Origin of the sequence: Novipirellula aureliae (assembly GCF_007860185.1) — a bacterium.
GTDB lineage: Bacteria > Planctomycetota > Planctomycetia > Pirellulales > Pirellulaceae > Novipirellula_A > Novipirellula_A aureliae.
This window is the reverse complement of sequence record NZ_SJPY01000004.1, coordinates 410,086-428,327: the sequence shown is the minus strand read 5'-3', so window position 1 is coordinate 428,327 and position 18,242 is coordinate 410,086. Positions and strand designations below refer to the sequence as shown.

General features: G+C 53.4%; 11 protein-coding genes. 5 read left to right on the top strand and 6 right to left on the bottom strand.

All coding sequences use genetic code 11. The annotated features are described in order from the left end of the window. Window positions 1–299: 299 nt before the first annotated feature. A complete protein-coding gene (locus Q31b_RS13975) occupies window positions 300–3,197 on the top strand; it encodes a bifunctional fucokinase/fucose-1-phosphate guanylyltransferase (RefSeq protein WP_197171522.1) in 2,898 nt (965 codons plus the stop codon). Here Q31b_RS13975 and Q31b_RS13970 read toward each other — a convergent pair. From Q31b_RS13970 to Q31b_RS13955, 4 genes are all read right to left on the bottom strand, one after another. Beyond that, entirely contained in the window at window positions 3,194–3,778 is a 585-nt protein-coding gene (locus tag Q31b_RS13970; protein WP_146600289.1) for a histidine phosphatase family protein, read from the bottom strand. The genes Q31b_RS13975 and Q31b_RS13970 overlap by 4 nt on opposite strands. Further along, window positions 3,775–4,500, bottom strand: a complete 726-nt coding sequence (gene rpe, locus Q31b_RS13965) for a ribulose-phosphate 3-epimerase (RefSeq protein ID WP_146600288.1) — start codon at window positions 4,498–4,500, stop codon at window positions 3,775–3,777. Before rpe ends, Q31b_RS13970 begins: the two co-directional genes overlap by 4 nt. Before the next feature lie 320 nt (window positions 4,501–4,820). Continuing rightward, window positions 4,821–5,792, bottom strand: coding sequence for an NAD-dependent epimerase/dehydratase family protein (locus tag Q31b_RS13960; RefSeq protein WP_146600287.1), 972 nt, complete (start codon window positions 5,790–5,792; stop codon window positions 4,821–4,823). A gap of 25 nt (window positions 5,793–5,817) precedes the next feature. Further along, window positions 5,818–6,273 carry a VanZ family protein gene (locus Q31b_RS13955; RefSeq protein ID WP_146600478.1) on the bottom strand — a complete coding sequence of 152 codons (456 nt, stop codon included), beginning with the start codon at window positions 6,271–6,273 and terminating at the stop codon, window positions 5,818–5,820. Between the two features lie 81 nt (window positions 6,274–6,354). Between Q31b_RS13955 and Q31b_RS13950 the strand changes: the two genes are divergently transcribed. Then, the gene (locus Q31b_RS13950; protein WP_197171520.1) at window positions 6,355–7,263 is read left to right on the top strand and encodes a hypothetical protein; all 909 of its coding nucleotides are present in this window, start codon (window positions 6,355–6,357) and stop codon (window positions 7,261–7,263) included. A gap of 159 nt (window positions 7,264–7,422) precedes the next feature. On the opposite strand, the gene Q31b_RS13945 is transcribed toward Q31b_RS13950, so the two are convergent. Next, on the bottom strand, window positions 7,423–8,148 hold the full coding sequence (locus Q31b_RS13945; protein WP_146600285.1) for an MOSC domain-containing protein: 726 nt from the start codon (window positions 8,146–8,148) through the stop codon (window positions 7,423–7,425). A gap of 537 nt (window positions 8,149–8,685) precedes the next feature. Further along, the gene (locus Q31b_RS13940; protein WP_146600284.1) at window positions 8,686–10,119 is read right to left on the bottom strand and encodes a hypothetical protein; all 1,434 of its coding nucleotides are present in this window, start codon (window positions 10,117–10,119) and stop codon (window positions 8,686–8,688) included. Window positions 10,120–10,561: 442 nt separating this feature from the next. On the opposite strand from Q31b_RS13940, the gene Q31b_RS13935 reads away from it, so the two are divergent. The 3 genes from Q31b_RS13935 to Q31b_RS13925 all read left to right on the top strand — a co-directional run bounded on the left by Q31b_RS13935 (window position 10,562) and on the right by Q31b_RS13925 (window position 17,956). Then, window positions 10,562–11,407: a DUF1571 domain-containing protein gene (locus Q31b_RS13935; RefSeq protein WP_146600283.1), complete on the top strand. Its 846-nt coding sequence runs from the start codon at window positions 10,562–10,564 to the stop codon at window positions 11,405–11,407. A 214-nt stretch (window positions 11,408–11,621) separates the two neighbouring features. Further along, a complete protein-coding gene (locus Q31b_RS13930) occupies window positions 11,622–13,316 on the top strand; it encodes a serine hydrolase domain-containing protein (protein WP_146600282.1) in 1,695 nt (564 codons plus the stop codon). Window positions 13,317–14,863: 1,547 nt separating this feature from the next. Next, the gene (locus Q31b_RS13925) at window positions 14,864–17,956 is read left to right on the top strand and encodes a valine--tRNA ligase (RefSeq protein ID WP_146600281.1); all 3,093 of its coding nucleotides are present in this window, start codon (window positions 14,864–14,866) and stop codon (window positions 17,954–17,956) included. Window positions 17,957–18,242: the final 286 nt, after the last annotated feature.

Sequence of the window (18,242 nt, the reverse complement as noted above, 5' to 3'; positions counted from 1 at the left end):
AGCTTTTCCATAAGCGGTCGCCTATGGCTTGGCGTTAAACAATAATTCGAGTCCAACCGATTAAATCAGCAGGCCGTTAGAAGCCATCTCTTCGCCTCGTAACCGATTAAATTGGCACACCGCCGGTCCAGAGCCTGCAGTCGTCCTCTTCAGCGAGTATATTAGTCGAGCGGTCGGTAATCTCGAAGCTGTTTTAGGTAGTGGATCTTTAACAAGATCCCCTCCGGCAGCCGATGGTCAGCCGCTCGCCAAATGGCGGAACCAACGCCTCTTCTTCATCCTTTCCGACAAACGCGGCAATGTCACTCGATCCCAAATTACTCCTCTCGTTGCCGCCTCAGATGGTGAGCCAACTTGAAATCTGTCATCCTGACGTAGCACGACGCAGTTTTTCGACATCGGACCCCGCTGAAACTCAATTAGGCTCCGGCGGTGGTACCGCTCACGTGCTTCACCAGGCGTGGCTGCACAGCGATTCCGACTCCCTTTCACAGTGGGTTGCCGATCATCGTCAGATCATGATTCACGGTGGCGGTGAAAGTCGGCGGCTTCCCGCTTATGCGGCCGCGGGAAAGCTCTTTATTCCGATTCCAACGCTACGCTGGTCGCGCGGCCAGCGTCTAGGGCAAACGTTGCTCGATTTCAACGAACCGTTTCTACGGTCCGTTTTTGAGCAAGCTGGCAGTAAGGCTCGCTTGTTGATCGCCAGTGGTGATGTGCTGCTCCGCTCGACTCGTCCGCTTCCAAACCTGCCGGATGCCGACGTGGTCTTACTTGGCATGTGGGCCGACCCTGAAATGGCCGCAAACTTTGGTGTCATGTTTGTTGAGAAAGCCCAACCCGAACGACTGCAGACTTTTTTACAGAAACCGGACCCTGATGAGATTCGAGATCGGTCACGAGATTCGGCGTTTTTAATCGATGTCGGCGTTTGGCTACTCAGCGCTCGTGCCATCGAGTGTTTGATGACGCAATGCGGCTGGGATGCGGCTGAAGCAAAATTCGATCGATCCGAGCATCCCCATCCTTGTGACCTGTACGGACACTGGGCACTTCGCCTCGGGGAGAATCCACAAGCCTTTGACAAAACGATCTCCGAATTGTCGGTGGCGGTGGCACCACTGTCGCAGGGCGAGTTTTACCATTTCGGTAAGACGGGGGATGTGATCGACTCGATGTACGATCTGCAGACCATTGTCCGAGATCATACCGAGCTTGGTCTTGTTCCTTCACTTGCGCAGCCTAGGCAATTTGTTCAAGATGCCCATTTTGGCGTGCCGTTACGTCGGCAACAAAACGAGTCGCTTTGGGTTGAAAACTGTCACGTTCCTGCCTGCTGGAGCTTATCGCGTCGGCACATGCTCACAGGGGTTCCAGAAAATGAATGGAGCTTAAACCTACCCGAGGGAATTTGCCTCGATTTCGTGCCGATTGAGGACACTCAAGTTGCCATTCGCGTCTACGGTTTCTCCGACGCCTTTCGCGGGAAAATCTCCCATCTTGATACACATTGGCTCGAGCGGTCAGCGATGCAGTGGTTTTTGGATCGCGGTCTTGATTTCGATGCGACCGAGATTTCTGCCGACGACGATCTACAGGAATCAGCGTTATTTCCCGTTTTCGAAATCGAATCGTTGGATGGGGATTTTGTGCAATGGATGGTTGATGTCGACTCGAGCGACCAGCCGACAAAACAACGCTCGGTTTGGCAAAAAGCGAGAAAGCTGTCCGCCCGAGAACTGGCGCATCATGCCCGTCTCGATCGCGTTTACGCCGAACGGCTCGCAAAGCGAGAAGCGATTCTGCCAATCATGGCATCTCACGGGAATCGAAGTGTCTTTTACAATTTGGATCTTGCCCATGTCGCATCGACCTACGCGAATTCGGACGCTGCCGTGCCCGAATACTGGGACGAGAGTGAAGATCTGATTTTGGCCGTTCATAATCGCATGTTTCGATCCGAGGTTTTGCGGAATCGTGGTGACCAGGCATGGTTAGCCGAACAGGCGGCCTGTTTTGGTTTACTTGAAAGGTCGATCGTCGAACCCTATCACAGCGAACGAGTCGTTCCGGAGTGCCGCCTTGCCGAAGACCAAATCGTCTGGGCACGTAGTCCTGCCAGAGTTGACTTGGCTGGTGGTTGGACCGACACACCGCCATATTGCCTCGAGCATGGAGGGAGCGTCGTCAATATCGCGCTCGACCTCAATGGCCAACCGCCGGTTCAAGTGTTTGCTCGTCGCTGCGAAAAACCAGAGATAACCATTCGTTCGATCGATTTAGGCAGCATGGAAACGCTGACAAGCTATGAAGAGGTAGGCGGCTTCCGAGGAATTGGCAGTGGGTTTTCGGTCGCCAAAGCAGCCGTCGCGCTCGCTGGTTTCCACCCGCATTTCAATGGAGATGCGTTCGTATCGCTGCAGCGACAACTGGAGCGATTTGGCGGTGGATTGGACGTGTCGATGCTGGCCGCAATTCCGAAAGGGTCGGGGCTGGGAACCAGCAGCATATTGGCAGGAACCGTCCTCGGGGCCTTGAACGAACTTTGTAGTCTTGGCTGGGACGCCCACCAGATCGTTGCTCGGGTAAGCGCCGTCGAGCAAATGCTTGGCAGTGGCGGAGGTTGGCAAGACCAATTTGGGGGCATCCTGCCGGGAGCAAAACTTATTCAAACCACGCCCGGCATGTCCCAGGCGGCTGCCGTTAGATGGTTGCCCTCCGATTTCTTCCGCACCCCAGAATTCACCTCCCGAAGTTTACTGTACTACACCGGAATCACGCGGGTCGCTCATAACGTGCTTAGTGAAATTGTTCGAGGCATGTTCCTCAACGACCCCGCCCGCTTGAGCGTGCTGGACCGGATTGGAGAGAACAGTTTGGAGTGTTTTGATGCCGCTCAGCGGTCGGACATGAGCGTCTTCAACCGTTCCATTCGTCGTAGCTGGGAATTGAATCAGCGACTCGACGAGGGGACCAATCCAGCGGAGGTTTCACAGCTGGTCGAGCGAGTCGAGTCAATGTGTAGCTCACTGAAATTGTCCGGAGCGGGTGGAGGAGGTTTTCTCTACATGATCGCTCGTGATGCGGAGAGCGCCGAGCGAATTCGTCGCGACTTAGAAAATGACCCGCCAAACGCAGGAGCCCGTTTTGTCGACATGGCGATCTCGACAACAGGACTCCGCGTCACAAGAAGCTAGGCAATTTCGGTTTCGACCAGATCCCAGTTCGCAGAATCGGTTTGCAGATGCCAAAGATTGAGCAGTGGTTGACCGCTGAGGGAGCTGCGGATAATCGACGCCATTGGCTCAGGAGCGACAACGGCGACGATTTCGTCGTGATGCTTACGAGCAACTTTGCGGACGGTTTTCATGACGCGGGTTCGGGCGTCACGAATCGCCTCGCCGCCTGGCGGACATAGATCGTCGGGACATTCCTGGCCCGTTCGATAGACGCGAGGTTGGTTCCGCCGCATCTCTTCGATCAGCTTGCCATGCCACAAACCATGGTCAATGTTCTTTAAGCCATCGAGTACTTTGACGCGAATGTCGCGTCCTTTGGCTAATCGTTCTGCGGTCTCAACCGCCGATTCACAAGGAGCCGAGAAGATCGTTTTCACGGGGACATCCGCCAATTCGGACGCCATCGCATCGACCTGGACTCTGCCTTGATCACTAAGTGGCATGTCGAGCGAACCTTTGATTCGTTGCTCGTCGTCAAAGGAGGTCGCGCCAGGTCGAATGACTAAAACACGAGATAGCACTGGAGCACGTAACATCATGATTTCTCCTGTCCTTTCCTGGTTTGATCGGTTGAATGACTTACCGCTTTGAGCGCTTGATCCAATTCGGCGTAAGCAGCACGGTAATCTTCACTACAAACGATCGCAGACCCAACGACGAACAAATCACAGCCTGCTTGTCGGGCCTGGGTAATCGTTTCCGGATTGATGCCCCCGTCAATCTGTAGCAATAAATCGGGATGGTTTTCTCGTAACAGTTTTAACTTGTCGAGCGAAACGGGGTCGAACGATTGACCGCCAAACCCTGCTTTGACACTCATCACCAACACCATGTCAACGAAATCGATGCAGGGTTCCAAGTCACGGATGGGCGTTTCTGGATCCAAAGCAACGCCAACCACAATATCGAGATCACGAAACGCCTTTGCCACATGAGCGGCATCCTCGACCGCCTCGACGTGAAACGTCAACACATCCGCACCCGCTCGCACCATCGGTTCGGCGTATCGCAGCGGATCACTAATCATCAAATGCACGTCAAGCGGCAACTCCGTGTGCCGATTCAGTCCTTCGACCATCGGCATTCCGAAGGTCAAGTTGGGAACGAAGTGACCATCCATGACGTCCAGGTGAAACATCGGAGCACCGGCATCGGTCAACCGTTGGATCTCCGATTTCATATCGCCGAAATCGCCTGACAAAATGCTCGGCAAAATAGCGGGTGTCATTTCTCGGATCGTTTCGAGCATCGCTCGGGACATTCAGACTCTCGGGGTATTTAGTTCTTGGTCACTTTTTGTTCGTCGTTGGAAATCTTCCAAGCTGCAGATTCCTAACGTTCGATAGGTTGATCGAGAATGCTACGGTTTGTCAATTCGCGCTTTTTGCCGCAACCCACCATGCGGAGGGGTTTTGGTATTCTGGGACTCCCAAAACACGAGCATCTAATTGTTACCACAACCTTTAATGTTAATTTTCGCTCCATAGAAAGTTTTGGAATCGAGATGCTGATTGGTAAAACCGCGACATTTGCCAGGTGAAATTGCGGTTCCAGGCCGATTGACAAGCCAAAGTGAAAATGCTAGCAGATCCACTGGATGGCGTCATCAAGCGTTTCCTCCAGCCCGCGAATCTGGTAGCCGAGCTCGTTTTCGGCTCGGCTGCTGTCATACCAATGGAACAGGCTGCTCATACGAATCGCGGCACTGTTGATATCGCTTTCGCGATTCGTGATTCGCGTCTTGAAATCGCCGACGATTCCTGCCACCCACAAGGCAAGGGGGCCCGTCGGGGTGACCGGGCCGCGAGTACCGGTACGGCGAGTAATCTCTTTCCAAAGTTGAAAGTAAGTGATGTTGTGGCCGCCGAGGATATATTGTCGACCGTCCTGAGACGCATGCTCGATCCCCGCAATCACCGCGGCGGCAACATCACGGACGTCGCAAACACTTGCTCCTCCGCGTGGAGCGAAGGGACGCCACGCTTTGCTTACTTCGACAATCATTCGTCCGCTACTGGGCTTCCAATCCCAGGGGCCGAGCATGAAACCGGGATGGACGATCGTCGCACGCAGCCCGCGGCGGACCCCATCGAGAACCGTTTCCACGCTGGCTTTCTTGCTCACGACGTAGCTACAGGGAATGTTTTGTGTCGAGCTGGTCATCGGCGTCGATTCGTTCGCCGGGGCTCGTTTCGATCCGATCGCGATCGAATCGACCGTTCCAACATGCAACAGTTTGCGATCGTACTTGATGCACGCGTCGACAATCGCCTTGGTTCCATCGCGATTGATTCGCATCGATTCGGCAAGCCGTGTCCAGCCAAGATGAATGAGCGCTGCCGAGTGGACCACGGCATCGCAATCGGCAACCGCACGATCGATCGTCTCTTCCGAAAACAAATCGCCGTGGACCAAACGAGTCGACAGTCCAGCAAAGACTTTGGACTCAGGGGGTTGACGGACTAAAGCCACGCTTTCATGTCCAGCGGCTTCCAGTTGCCGTAGAACATTGTTTCCCAGTAATCCGGTCCCGCCGGTAACAAAAACACGCATGATTTTGGATCGAGTAGACAAGCCACTAACTCTCTGTCGGCTCGACGAGGATGTTGCCAGAAAAACACGGTGGCTGAGGTGTTTGAGAACCATATCGAAAACGATAGTACAAGTATCGAATGACTGCGTACAGAATCACGGCACCAATCAGACCACAGGCGTCGGCAAGAAAATCGTGAACATCGGTCGTTCGGCCTCGAACGAAGCCTTGCGACCATTCGTCGGCGGCCGCATAAATCAGCCCGACGACAACAATGCGGCCGAACCGAGGCAGTAATCGTCGAGACGTTGTGATGTAACAGAGTAGGAAACCGAGACCGGCAAACATGGTAAAATGAATCAGCTTATCGTTGATCTTCGGAACATTCGCGATCGACCTTGTCGGCAAATGGGTGCCCAAAAAGATGAGTAACCAATAGAGTACGAGGGCGGCAAAGGCCAACCGGACGCCGAAAATCGTTTTTCTTGTGATCGATTGCATGGTTGTTTCTTGATTCGGATAATACTCAATCGTTGACATACTGACCTCATTTCCTCGTGTATCAAGCCCAGCGGCACAAAAATGGCAATAGTCTCTCTCGAAAATCGACTTTTTCTTCATCCACTCGCTCCCCGACTGCTGTCTGGGCACGCACGGCTTCTCAGACCCTGGTTTCGCGAGCACCACGCTCGCCAGCAAGCTGCCTGCAATCGATTGGGCCCCCTGCCAGGAGCCTGGGGATCCGTCAAACTGCGGCGTGGGCCTTGGGATCAGTGGCGTTTTCTTGTTTTGCTAGCGTTGTCCAGCCTTGTGTTCATGGGTTCCGCTCGCGATCTAGCCGCGCAGACCCCCACCGAAACGGATGTATCCGATGTACCTTCTGGATCGGTTGTAGCGATACCGCAGGTGAAGGATGCTGACAAAGAAGATGCAAAAAAGACGTCAAACGGGAAGCCCACCGACTGGACCGAGCTGAAGGATTCGTGGGTCATCAGTGATTTTCCGGGTGCGGGGGCCGTCGAAATCAAAGGAAACGTCGTCAAATTGGCCGCTGGAGACCCCATCACGGGCGTCCGCTGGGCGGGGCCGCTACTGCGTGAAAATTACGAAATTATTTTTGAAGCCCGGCGGACCGATGGTCATGATTTTTTTTGTGCTCTGACCTTCCCGGTTGGAGAGAGCGTCGTCAGTTTGGTGCTTGGCGGTTGGGGTGGAGGTGTGGTCGGTCTGAGCAGCATCGACGGAGCGGACGCGTCAGAAAATCCGTCGACCAGTTACATCGAATTCGAAAAGAATCGCTGGTATCGCGTCCGAGTCCGCGTGGATGAGAAGGCGATCTCTTACTGGATCGACGACCAATTGCATTTTGCACAACCGCGTGAAGAACGCCAGTTTAGCACCCGATTGGAGATGGATTTGTGCGAACCTCTTGGCATCGCCTCCTACCAAACCGACTCCGAAATCCGCAAACTAAAAATGCGAAAACTTTAGTTTGATTGGCGACCCTCGTGCTTTGTCCAGATTTGACTTTAGGGTGCGGGATCACGTGGCTGTGGCTTCCAGCCGCAGCTGACTGGGGCAAGATACGTGTCTCCGCAACGTTTCGATCACTTCAAGTTGAGGGATAACGGAAGCATCGACATCCGGACCTCATCGAAAGGGATCCTCCGATAACCGCCTTTTCTCGCTTTGGAGGATCTGTTCGTTACTACGCAGTGATCGTTGTCCCAGTGTCTCACGCCACGATGCGGATAACGCTGTGCATTCTGCCAACGCCTGGTCTTGAACCGGATCACGCGGCTTTGCGAACATGATCGAATTTGCCTTCTCAATGGTCCATCGTGGATAGGGACGCTCGACCAATCGCATCGTTTGGCCTGCTTCAATGACACCTTCTTTGATCACGCGAAGATACCATCCGGTCCGCCGCGTTTGCTGAACTTGAACGGCAAGTTTAGGAAGATTCCAACGTCGTGATAGTTTCCAACATGGTTGCCGCGGTTGTGAAATCTGCAGCACACAGGAGCCGATTTCGAACTGGTCGCCAATACAAACGTCCGCTTCGGTGACCCCATCGAGGGTCAAGTTTTCACCAAAGCATCCAGCTTGCCATTCAACTTCCTGGTGCTGTGTTTTCCAAAAAGCGTAGTGCAGCACAGAATAGGCCAACACGGCTTTGTCGACGCCACCATGATGAACGAGGTCCGCTTGTTCGTCGCCGTCGATGTTCGTGCAGCGAACCATTACTGGGCCATTGACGAGTTGTTTGACGATGCCAGACGTCCATGGTTTCATCGGGCGGTTCGCTGGCGAGTCGACATCGTCGAAGTGTTGCGGTCGGCCGACCTGAATCGATAGTACTTTAGGGCACGGCATCACGAGTGAGTTTTCCTTCATTTCTGGTGCCGACCTTTGGTTATCAAACTTGATGTGAAACCTTTACCATCCATTTGCCAAGGAGATAAAGGCAGCTTCAGCGCGTCCACGATCCCCATCGTATAATTCGTTCTTCGAGCCGTCCAGCATGGACCGAATCCGGATCTACCGTCGCTGCCGGGCAACACGATATGGCATTTCATTTCATGAAAATACCTAGCTTTTCGATTGATTTAGCAGGCCACAGAACCCACAGGCTCTCTTTTGCCTTACGATTGCTAATGCGGCAAGTTGTGCGTCCGTTGTTGGCGCGGTGGCTCGTTCCACCGCGGTGACCTTGCCTAGCATCGTGTGAGTAGGGGCAGGAAAGGCGTGCTCGTTTTGGGCCGATGCGATGGAGCGAAAGAGGAACGTAACGAGGGCAGCGATGGTAAAGTCGATTCACGCAAGTCGCGGTTGTATCGTAGCCACACGGGATGTCGTTCGCGTCCTTCCACCGTTTTGAAATGTCTCCTACCGATTCTCGGGAAGAGCCGTTTAAAAGCTGAACTGAATCTGAGACCGAAAGAGCCACCCCACATCGCCTGGAGTGATATCGAGCGATGAAGAGTCAATCGGTGCTCCATCGAGGTGTGTCGCATCGACAACAAGTTTGGCTTGATTTCCTCGGAAGTACCAAGCCAATCCACCCGCTATTTCTTCAGCACTCTGATCTTGTTCCCCAAGCGATCCGGAGTTTCCATCAACGCGTGACCACCTGGTGAGCAACTCCAATTTTCGTGGGATCACAAAGTAACCAAGTTGGAACCAAAAGCCATGGTCGAACAGATTGGGAACGGACGACGGTCCGGTGATGTCGGTCACGTTGCGAAAGTAATATTCCAGTGTCGAAGACCAACCTCGGTATTTCAGTGACGTGTCGACGGAGTAAAGCGAGGCGGAGTAGCTATCGACGTCAGCGGGAAGGATACTAGCGAGCGTGCTTCCCGAGTCAACGACGCGAAGGCTGTCGAATTCGGTACTTCCACTACGGTCGATTACCGAGGAAGCAAATCCGCATCCTACACGCATTGCTAGACGTTGATGTATCTCAAAATCGGCCAACTCACTCTGGCCCCAATCGCCAGTGAGATTGGTCGAAATCCGACCTGAGTACGCGAAATTGTTATCCAATGTTCCACTACTTCCCGTCTCCGCACCGCCGGTTACCAAGCCGTTGAAGATGGCGGTCTCCCAAGAGACCGGCTTTTGGAACAGCTCTAGCTGTCCATAGAGCCCCCAGGCAAAACTGCGGTTGACGTCGAAGAACATGCTGGCCATCGACCGATCCGTGAATTCGAATTCACGTCCCGTCATCCCGCGTGCCATCGAGAACGGCATCTTGTACTTGCCTGTTCGAAAGCCAATCGTTCCGGGATCTAATGCCCAAATGGTGTGACCAAAATCGTAATTCAAATAGTAGTCAATCAGTCGCACGTTGTCGCCGCTACTGCTGCGACCATCGAGTTGCAGGTAATAGGAGAAGTCAGGATTGAACGCGGTGCCAGAAAAAACGAGGCGTCCTCGTTTGAGTTGGAATTGATTCAGATCGAGATTGGGGGGGGCGAAATTTGAGATCGTGTGTCGTAACTGGCCCCAGCCGTTCAGTTTTATTTTGAACGGATAACGTCCCGTGTCTAAGTCCAAATCGTCAGTGCTCGCGATCATAAAACCGTCGTCGTAGCCAACTTTGGTGCGGTCGAGCCAGTCAAGCTGACTTACCGTATTCATGGCATCGTTCGGTGGTGTCTCCCATACAGATCGGCTATCCGACGGACCCTCGCTGTTAGGAACTGTGCCGGGAACTGTGACGGGGGCCACATCGATGTAGCCGATAAAGTCTTCCGACTGCAAGTCCACCAACCCGCCGTCGGATGCGATCGTGTACCGCATCAGGACGCATGTCAGAAAGGCTAGTGTCAATACTCGCAAAGCTGGAACCACCCTCGAAGGCGACAAAGAAGCAACAGACCATTTATCGGCGATATTCGTCAGAATCCGAAATCAACGCTCAACCGTTCTGAAAGGCTGGACTGGAACAACCTATTCGATAGGCTTGACTTTAACGCTTATGTCGATTAGCCGTTTGAGCGGTGACGATTGAAATCGGGCGCATCGAAACAGCGTCAAACTTTGATTGATCGATGCAACCGATCCTAGCTGGTGACGCAATATCATTTTTATTGAAATCTCTGCTCAGGTGCCATGACATTCGCGTATAGGATTGCGAGTGCGGGAAACCACTTGCTTCACGACGCGTGTGTTTAGAGCGTGAGAGGTGTCGATCGATTGCTGATTCTTCAGGCGGCAGCATGGTTTGATCCCCGTCCAGCGCGAACTCGGACAACTTTTCGGAAGTAGGGGGGCTGTATTCATGAATCAGTTTGGTCAGCATTTGCTCTCTGGCTTGGCGACGATTTTCTGTATGTTTGGTTTGATCGCCAATGCGCCCGCAGATGAAATAGCATCGAAAGAACCCACAACCGACACGCATCCTCTCTTGGAGCCCTTGCGCTACGCCAATCTTCATTGCGACTACATTGAGAAAAATATACGCGATTACTCGTGTTATATTTTTAAACGCGAACGGATGAATGGTGAACTTCAGAAGGCACAGTGTATTCAGGTTCAGATGCGTTGTGCACCGAGCGATGGTGGTCGTACCGATCGCCCAATGGCGGTGTTCCTAAATTATCTGGCGCCAAGCAGTTTGAGGGGACGCAAAGTCTTGTACGTTGAGGGCAAGAACAATGGAATGATGCTAGTCCGTAAGGGCGGACTTTCGTTCAATTATGTGAAACTCGAAATCGATCCGCACGGCTCGGCTGCGAAGCGGGAAAGCAACTATCCGATCACGGACCTTGGATTCGACAAGATGATCCAACGGCTCATCGAACTCGTTACGAACGACATGGAAAACGATCCCGATGCAACAAATACAAAAGTGTCCTATTTTCGTAAAGCCAAGGTAAAGGATCGAGTTTGCACTCACATTCAGGTGGTTCACCCCAATCGAGTTGACGGAGTCGAGTTCCACAAAGCGAGCCTGTTTTTCGACGACACGCTACACGTACCCATTCGGATCACGGTACACGATTGGCCAGAACGGGAAGGCATGGAGCCACCTCTGATTGAAGAGTATACCTACGTCAATCTACAATTGAATGTTGGTTTGACGGACGCTGACTTTAGCAAGACCAAATTGGATTCTCCCGAATAAAGTGTTCGAAAAAGAGCTTCGTTCGCTCACGTTTACGAGAGGTCGCCGTGGATTTCGTGAATGGGTTCGTGAACAGGTTCGGGTGGCGGGGTCGGGTGGCCAGCTCTAGAAACGAACCGTCCGGAAATGGTATTGCCAATCACAGGAGTCACGCCACCAGCTTGCAGGTGACGTGGCCATTGCTAGGGATCGAGGCTGGTTGGAGAATATAGGTATGACCTTGTATTGGAGTCTGGTAAGGATCTCGCCACTGCTGCTCATCGTGAGTCTGACCACCATGATGACGGAGCTCGCGGATAATCGCAAACGGGAAGAGCGGCGGGAATTTCAGTCGCAGGAACTGATGTTGGCGAAGTCCGCCAGTTGGATTTTCAAGCTCGGCGAGACGCCCCGAGTTCTGTGGCGCGATGTCGAAACGGTGCGCCGACTGGGGGGCAATGAGCCGTTGCGAGTTCGTTGGTTCAATGCGGAACTCAACGAGTCACCCGAACCCAATGCGCCCGGTCGCTGGCTCGCCTGGATCGAAGGGACTGCCCCGAACGGCACCCCGATTCGACGTTCGCGAACTTTCTATGCCTTGCCAGAGCAGCTCCCCAATTTCGTCCTGCCAGACTTGACGGTTGCATTTCCCAACTTTCCTGGCCCGGACGCGACAGCCGTACTCCGAGAACACGAGACCGAAATCGTCCGCTTGGCAAACGACGCACTGGTAAGAACCGTGCTCGGCAGCGAACAAGGGGCGGTCCTCGTGGCTGGACTTACCGAGATTGAGCCGCTGGGACGCCCGGCAACGTACATCGAATCGACAGCGGTCCGCAATGATGAATGCCACTTAGCGCTGAAGCTCAAACTCCAAGGGTTACAGGACCAGGTACGTGCATTGGAGCCGCCCAGACACTTGGATCCGCCTGCTCCGATACTACGTGACGGTTCGACCGAACAAGCTGGCGTGACGGCTGACGCCAAAGCCCGAATCGACGCTGTCTGTCACGCCTGGGCCAAGGATTCCGGCGAGCCGTTTGTGACGCTCATCGCCCGCCACGGCGTGATCGTCACTCATGAAGCTTTCGGCAAGGATGCTGCGGGGCAACCGATTGGCCGCGACTATCGCTGCTGGGTCGCTTCGATCACCAAGACGATCACCGCGATTGTGTTCAGCCAGTTTCTTGACCAAGGACTCATCGACCTGGATGATTCGTTAGCCACTGTTTTCCCCGATTTTCGCAATCAAGGTTCACACGTCCCCACTTTCCGACAATGCTTTACTCACACGAGCGGATTGTCGGGGCACGGCGAGCTAGGTGACATGCATACGGCACACCTGGAAAACATCGTGCTTAACGGGATCGATGTGAACGAACCAGGCGTGAAATACTCCTACTGCGGACTGGGGTATGAGTTGGTGGCCAAGGCGATGGAGATCGTCGTCGGCAAGAACGCCGCGAAGCTCTACGACGAGCACCTTTTCCGTCCACTCCATTTCGGCGATGTGCGGATGGGTAACGCCAGTTCCTCTGGGGAGTTCACCGCGATGGAGTTGGGGCTCTTGGGTCAGTGGATGGCCAACGGGGGCAGCTACGGGGCGCAGCAGTTCATTCATCCAGGAACCTTTGAGCGACTCTTGCCGCGGCCGTTGCAAGTCGCCGGTCATGGCGACACGGCCGTGGAAGGAATTGGCATTCACTACCAGCGGCATCTCAAGCCCGATGCGCCACGGGATTCGAAACACGACGAAGACTTGTTATTCGGGCCGAATACCTTAGGGCACGGCTCGTTTTCAGGCTGCATTTTTCTCATCGATCCTGACCAGGAGCTTGTCGTGGTGCAAGTGCGCAAGCAAAGTGGTCCCGGCAGCGCCGAGTGGTCTCCGAAGTTCTTTCAAGAGATCGCAACGGTTTTGACCGATTAAGGTTCCGAGCAAAGGTCCGCAAATGTTTTACGTGATTCAGCAAACAACCGTCTGCTCAAAATCCACACACCCGTGGGATAGGCTTCCAGCCTGTCATTTCAAATCGATTCCTCGCAGGCTAGAAGCCTACGCCACACTGCTCAAAAGCCACACACCCGTGGGATAGGCTTCCAGCCTGTCATTCAGGTTTATTCCTCGCAGGCTAGAAGCCTACGCCACTCTGCTCAAAATCCACACACCCGTGGGATAGGCTTCCAGCCTGTCATTCAAATTGATTCCTCGTAGGCTAGAAGCCTACGCCACTCCGCTCAAAACCCACACACTCGTGGGATAGGCTTCCAGCCTGTCATTTCAAATCGATTCCTCGCAGGCTAGAAGCCTACGCCACTCCGCTCAAAAGCCAAACACCCGTGGGATAGGCTTCCAGCCTGTCATTCAAGTTCATTCCTCGCAGGCTAGAAGCCTACGCCACTCCGCTCAAAAGCCAAACACCCGTGGGATAGGCTTCCAGCCTGTCATTCAAGTTCATTCCTCGCAGGCTAGAAGCCTACGCCACTCTGCTCAAAAGCCACACACCCGTGGGATAGGCTTCCAGCCTGTCATTCAAGTTTATTCCTCGCAGGCTAGAAGCCTACGCCACTCTGCTCAAAATCCACACACCCGTGGGATAGGCTTCCAGCCTGTCGTTCAAGTCCATTCCTCGCAGGCTAGAAGCCTACGCCACTCTGCTCAAAATCCACACACCCGTGGGATAGGCTTCCAGCCTGTCATTCAGGTTTATTCCTCGCAGGCTAGTGCTGCGTTACATCTAGGAATTAGGATTGGCTCAGATCTTTGTTTGAGTCATACTATTGGGAACACGGAGGTATCCCATGCAGAAAAAGTATATCGTTCGGTTGAGCGATCAGGAACGTATTGTCGGCCCGACCTCAACAGTGCCTAAATCTGCCAGAGGCGAGACGAAATTCTGAATGGGGGTAAGGGGGCGGTCCGCGCGGATCGAGCACCAAAGCACCCACCCCTGCGAATCTCACCCAAATTCTTTTCAAACGTTCTCAAATCAGAACGCTCGTGAATAATCCGGGGTAGGCGCTTGAGCCATGAGTCGTGTGCCATAAATCGCACAATGACTTCTCAAGACGGCTTCGCCACCATGTCGCTTAGCTCTCGGGACATCGATTGTATTTCGGAGCGAAACAACCTCCCCCCGGCGCAGCCGGGGGAGGTCGAGTGACGCCCTTAAGGCATTCGCGAGGGAGGGGGGCTTGCCGAAGCTTGAAGAGTGAAAACAGTAACGTAATCATCCCTCATTCCTTATTCCACACTCTTCCGATTGCCCCCTCCCGAACGGAGTTTGGGAGAGGTGGTTTCGCTGTTGACTTGGCTGGAGTAAAAAACGGCACGACGGCTGGGTTCGGGAGATGGGAGGCTGGGAACAAGGGTTGGGGACCTCCGATAGCCTATTTCCCCAAAAATCGGTAATCTTTTAGGCATCACCTCTTAGCCAAATTTCGATTTTTGACCGTTAACCGATATAGCTGATAATCATGACGATTCCGACTCGATTCGATCACACCGTGGCCGCTGCTGAAATTGCTGAGGCTTGGGAAAAAGCGGGCTGTGCCCATGCAGAGCCGAACCCCGCCCGTAAACCCTACTCGATCGTAATTCCGCCACCCAACGTGACCGGTGCGTTGCACCTCGGCCACGGTTTGAACAATACGCTGCAAGACATCATGATTCGAACCAAACGGATGCAGGGATTCGAAACCTTGTGGATGCCTGGCACCGATCATGCGGGGATCGCCACACAGGCGGTCGTGGAAAAACGACTCCAGCAAAACGAGAACAAGTCGCGGCACGACCTCGGACGCGAAGCGTTGGTCAAACGGATTTGGGATTGGAAGGCCCAATACGAAACACGAATCATCGACCAACTCAAACGGATGGGGTGTTCGTGTGATTGGGATCGTCTGCGATTTACACTTGATGATGTTTGTGCTGCTGCGGTCCGAGCTACCTTTTTCGATCTGTTCAATAAACAACGAATCTACCGTGGCAAGCGGTTGGTCAATTGGGACACGTTTTTGCAGACGGCCGTCAGCGATGATGAGGTGTTTAGCGAAACGAAGAAGGGACATTTTTGGCATGTTTTCTACCCAGTGATTGACCCCCAACCGGGCGAACCGACGCAAGTTGAAATTGCCACCACTCGGCCGGAAACGATGCTCGGCGATACCGCCGTTGCCGTCCATCCCGATCCTGAAAAAGCGTTCCAAGTAGCTGAATCGGAGCTGGACGAAAAGCTAAAGTCCGCCAGCGAAGGTGAGAAGGTCGAACTGAATAAGCAACTCGAGGCACTTCGCACACGGCGAAGGGAGATGCTGCCGCTACTTGTCAAGTTGCGTGACATGGCGATCGATGGCCGCAAGTTGGTCCTGCCACTTTTAAAGCGTGAGATCCCGCTCATCGCCGACCAGTGGGCCAAGCCAGAAATGGGGACCGGTGCGGTAAAGATCACCCCTGCCCACGATCCGAACGATTACGAGGTCGGTAAACGTGCCGATTTACCGATGATCAATATTTTGAATCCGGATGGGACGCTTAACTGCGAAGCGGGTGCCTACGAAGGGATGACGATTCCCGCATCTCGTAAAGCCGTCGTCGCCGATTTAGAGTCGGCGGGACTTCTTGGCGATATCGAAGACCGTGAGATCGAATTGCCACTGAGTGACCGCAGCAAAACGCCGATCGAACCGTACCTAGCCGATCAATGGTTCGTCGCGATGGACGAATTGGCTCAGTCCGCGATGGACGCTGTCGCCGATGAACGTGTGAAGATTTTCCCCGAGCGATACCGCAAAGGGTATATGGATTGGCTAAGCGAGAAACGGGATTGGCCGGTCAGTCGGCAATTATGGTGGGGACACCAAATTCCGATCTGGTCGAAAGGTGGAATCCGTGAATCCGAGGCGAAGGAGATCGAGCAAAAACTGAAAGATTTTCCTGAATACACTTCTGGAAAGATCTCTCAACGAATCGATCCCGATGATGCGGGAACCTATTCCATTTTTGTTTGTCTTCGCGATGACGATGTGAAGCTTGAAGCGAAGGTTCAAACGCTTGGCTTGGTGCGTGATGAGGATGTCCTCGACACATGGTTCTCATCCGCATTGTGGCCGCATAGCACTCTTGGGTGGCCGGAAAAGACGGCGGAGCTTGAGTATTTTTATCCAACCAGCACTCTGATTACCTCGCGTGATATCATCACTTTGTGGGTAGCACGAATGGTGTTGATGGGGCTCAACAATATTGGTGAAATCCCGTTTCATGAGGTCTTTATCCATCCAAAGATTCTGGATGGCAATGGAGAAGGGATGAGCAAGAGCAAGGGGAACGGAGTCGATCCTAACGATGTGATCGACAAGTTCGGCCCCGATTCACTGCGGTTCGGTCTGGCCCGCTTGGCGACGGAAACGCAAGACGTGCGGATGCCGGTTCAATACGAATGCCCGCATTGCGAAAAGCTGATCGATCAAACCAAAAAGAACCAATCCTTGCCCGTCGTCGAATGCCCTGCTTGCAAGAAAAGTTTCTCAACCCAGTGGGCGGAAACCGAAGCGGATAAGGCATTGCCGAAAGCGGCCGTGGTGAGCGAAAAGTTTGAAACCGCACGAAACTTTGTTAATAAACTGTGGAATGCAGCCCGTTTTGCGCTGATGAATTTTGACGGCTACAAGCCGCAGCCGCTCGTCGTAGGAAATTTGCCGTTGGAAGATCGATGGCTACTGAGTCGATTGTCGACCGTTACACGAGACGTGACCGATGCTGTCGAACATTATCGTTTCGCCGAAGCCTCACGAATCCTTTACGATTTTGCCTGGAACGAATTCTGTAGCTTCTATATCGAAATCGCCAAACCGCGTTTGGCCGACGAGTCGCTTCGCGGAGTGACACAGTCCGTCATCGCCTATGGACTCGATACACTGCTTCGGTTACTGCACCCAATCATGCCGTTTGTCACCGAATCGATCTGGGGTTTCTTGAACGAAGCGGCTCCAGTGCGTGGGCTTGCTACTCCCGCCAAAGCACCTCGCTTTGTCATGACGGCACCATGGCCCGAAGCGGACGCGTCACTTCATGACGAAGCGATCGAGCAACAGTTCAATGAATTTCAAGAGGTCGTGGTTGCGATTCGAAAAATCCGAGCGAGCCAAAATATCGCACCGAAGGAAACCGTGCCTGTGTCAATTCGCTGCAGTGAATCGAGTGAAAGGATGCTCCGTCCCATGCGAAACTACTTCGTAGGGTTGGCTGGTGCCGAAGTCGTCGAACTTGGCCAAGCGGTCAAGCCGTTTGAAATCGATGCGCCGTTGGCGTTGCCAGCTTTTGAAATGGAAGTTCACGTCGACTTGGAAAAGTTCATCGATGTGAAAGCGGAAGTGGCTAGGCTCGAAAAACTGATCGACCAACTCGGCAAGCAGATGGTAGGCAAGCAGCAAAAACTGTCGAACGAAAATTTTGTCTCCCGGGCGCCCGAAGAAGTGGTCGCGAAGGAGCGAGAATCGCTGCAGGAACTAAAGGCCCAACTCGAATCGGTACAACGTGACCTCGAGCGTCTCAAAAAGAAAGAACTGTAGCTTGCCCTACAGTTTTTGAGTGCTTGTTTCACAAGCGTTTACGCTTCTTGCACCTCCCCCGGCGCAGAGGTCGTGCCGCTTTTCAGTGCAACATGGCTAACAACATACAACCTCCCTCAAGCGAAGCTTGGGGAAGCGCAAAACATACAAAACAACCACCTCGCCCAAACGGGGTTTGGGGGAGGTGGTTTCGCAATCAGTCGTAACATCAACGTCCCGCTGCGGCTGCGGCAATTTCACTTTTGATTATAATATCGTCTTTCCCGATCACCTCGATTTGTCAATT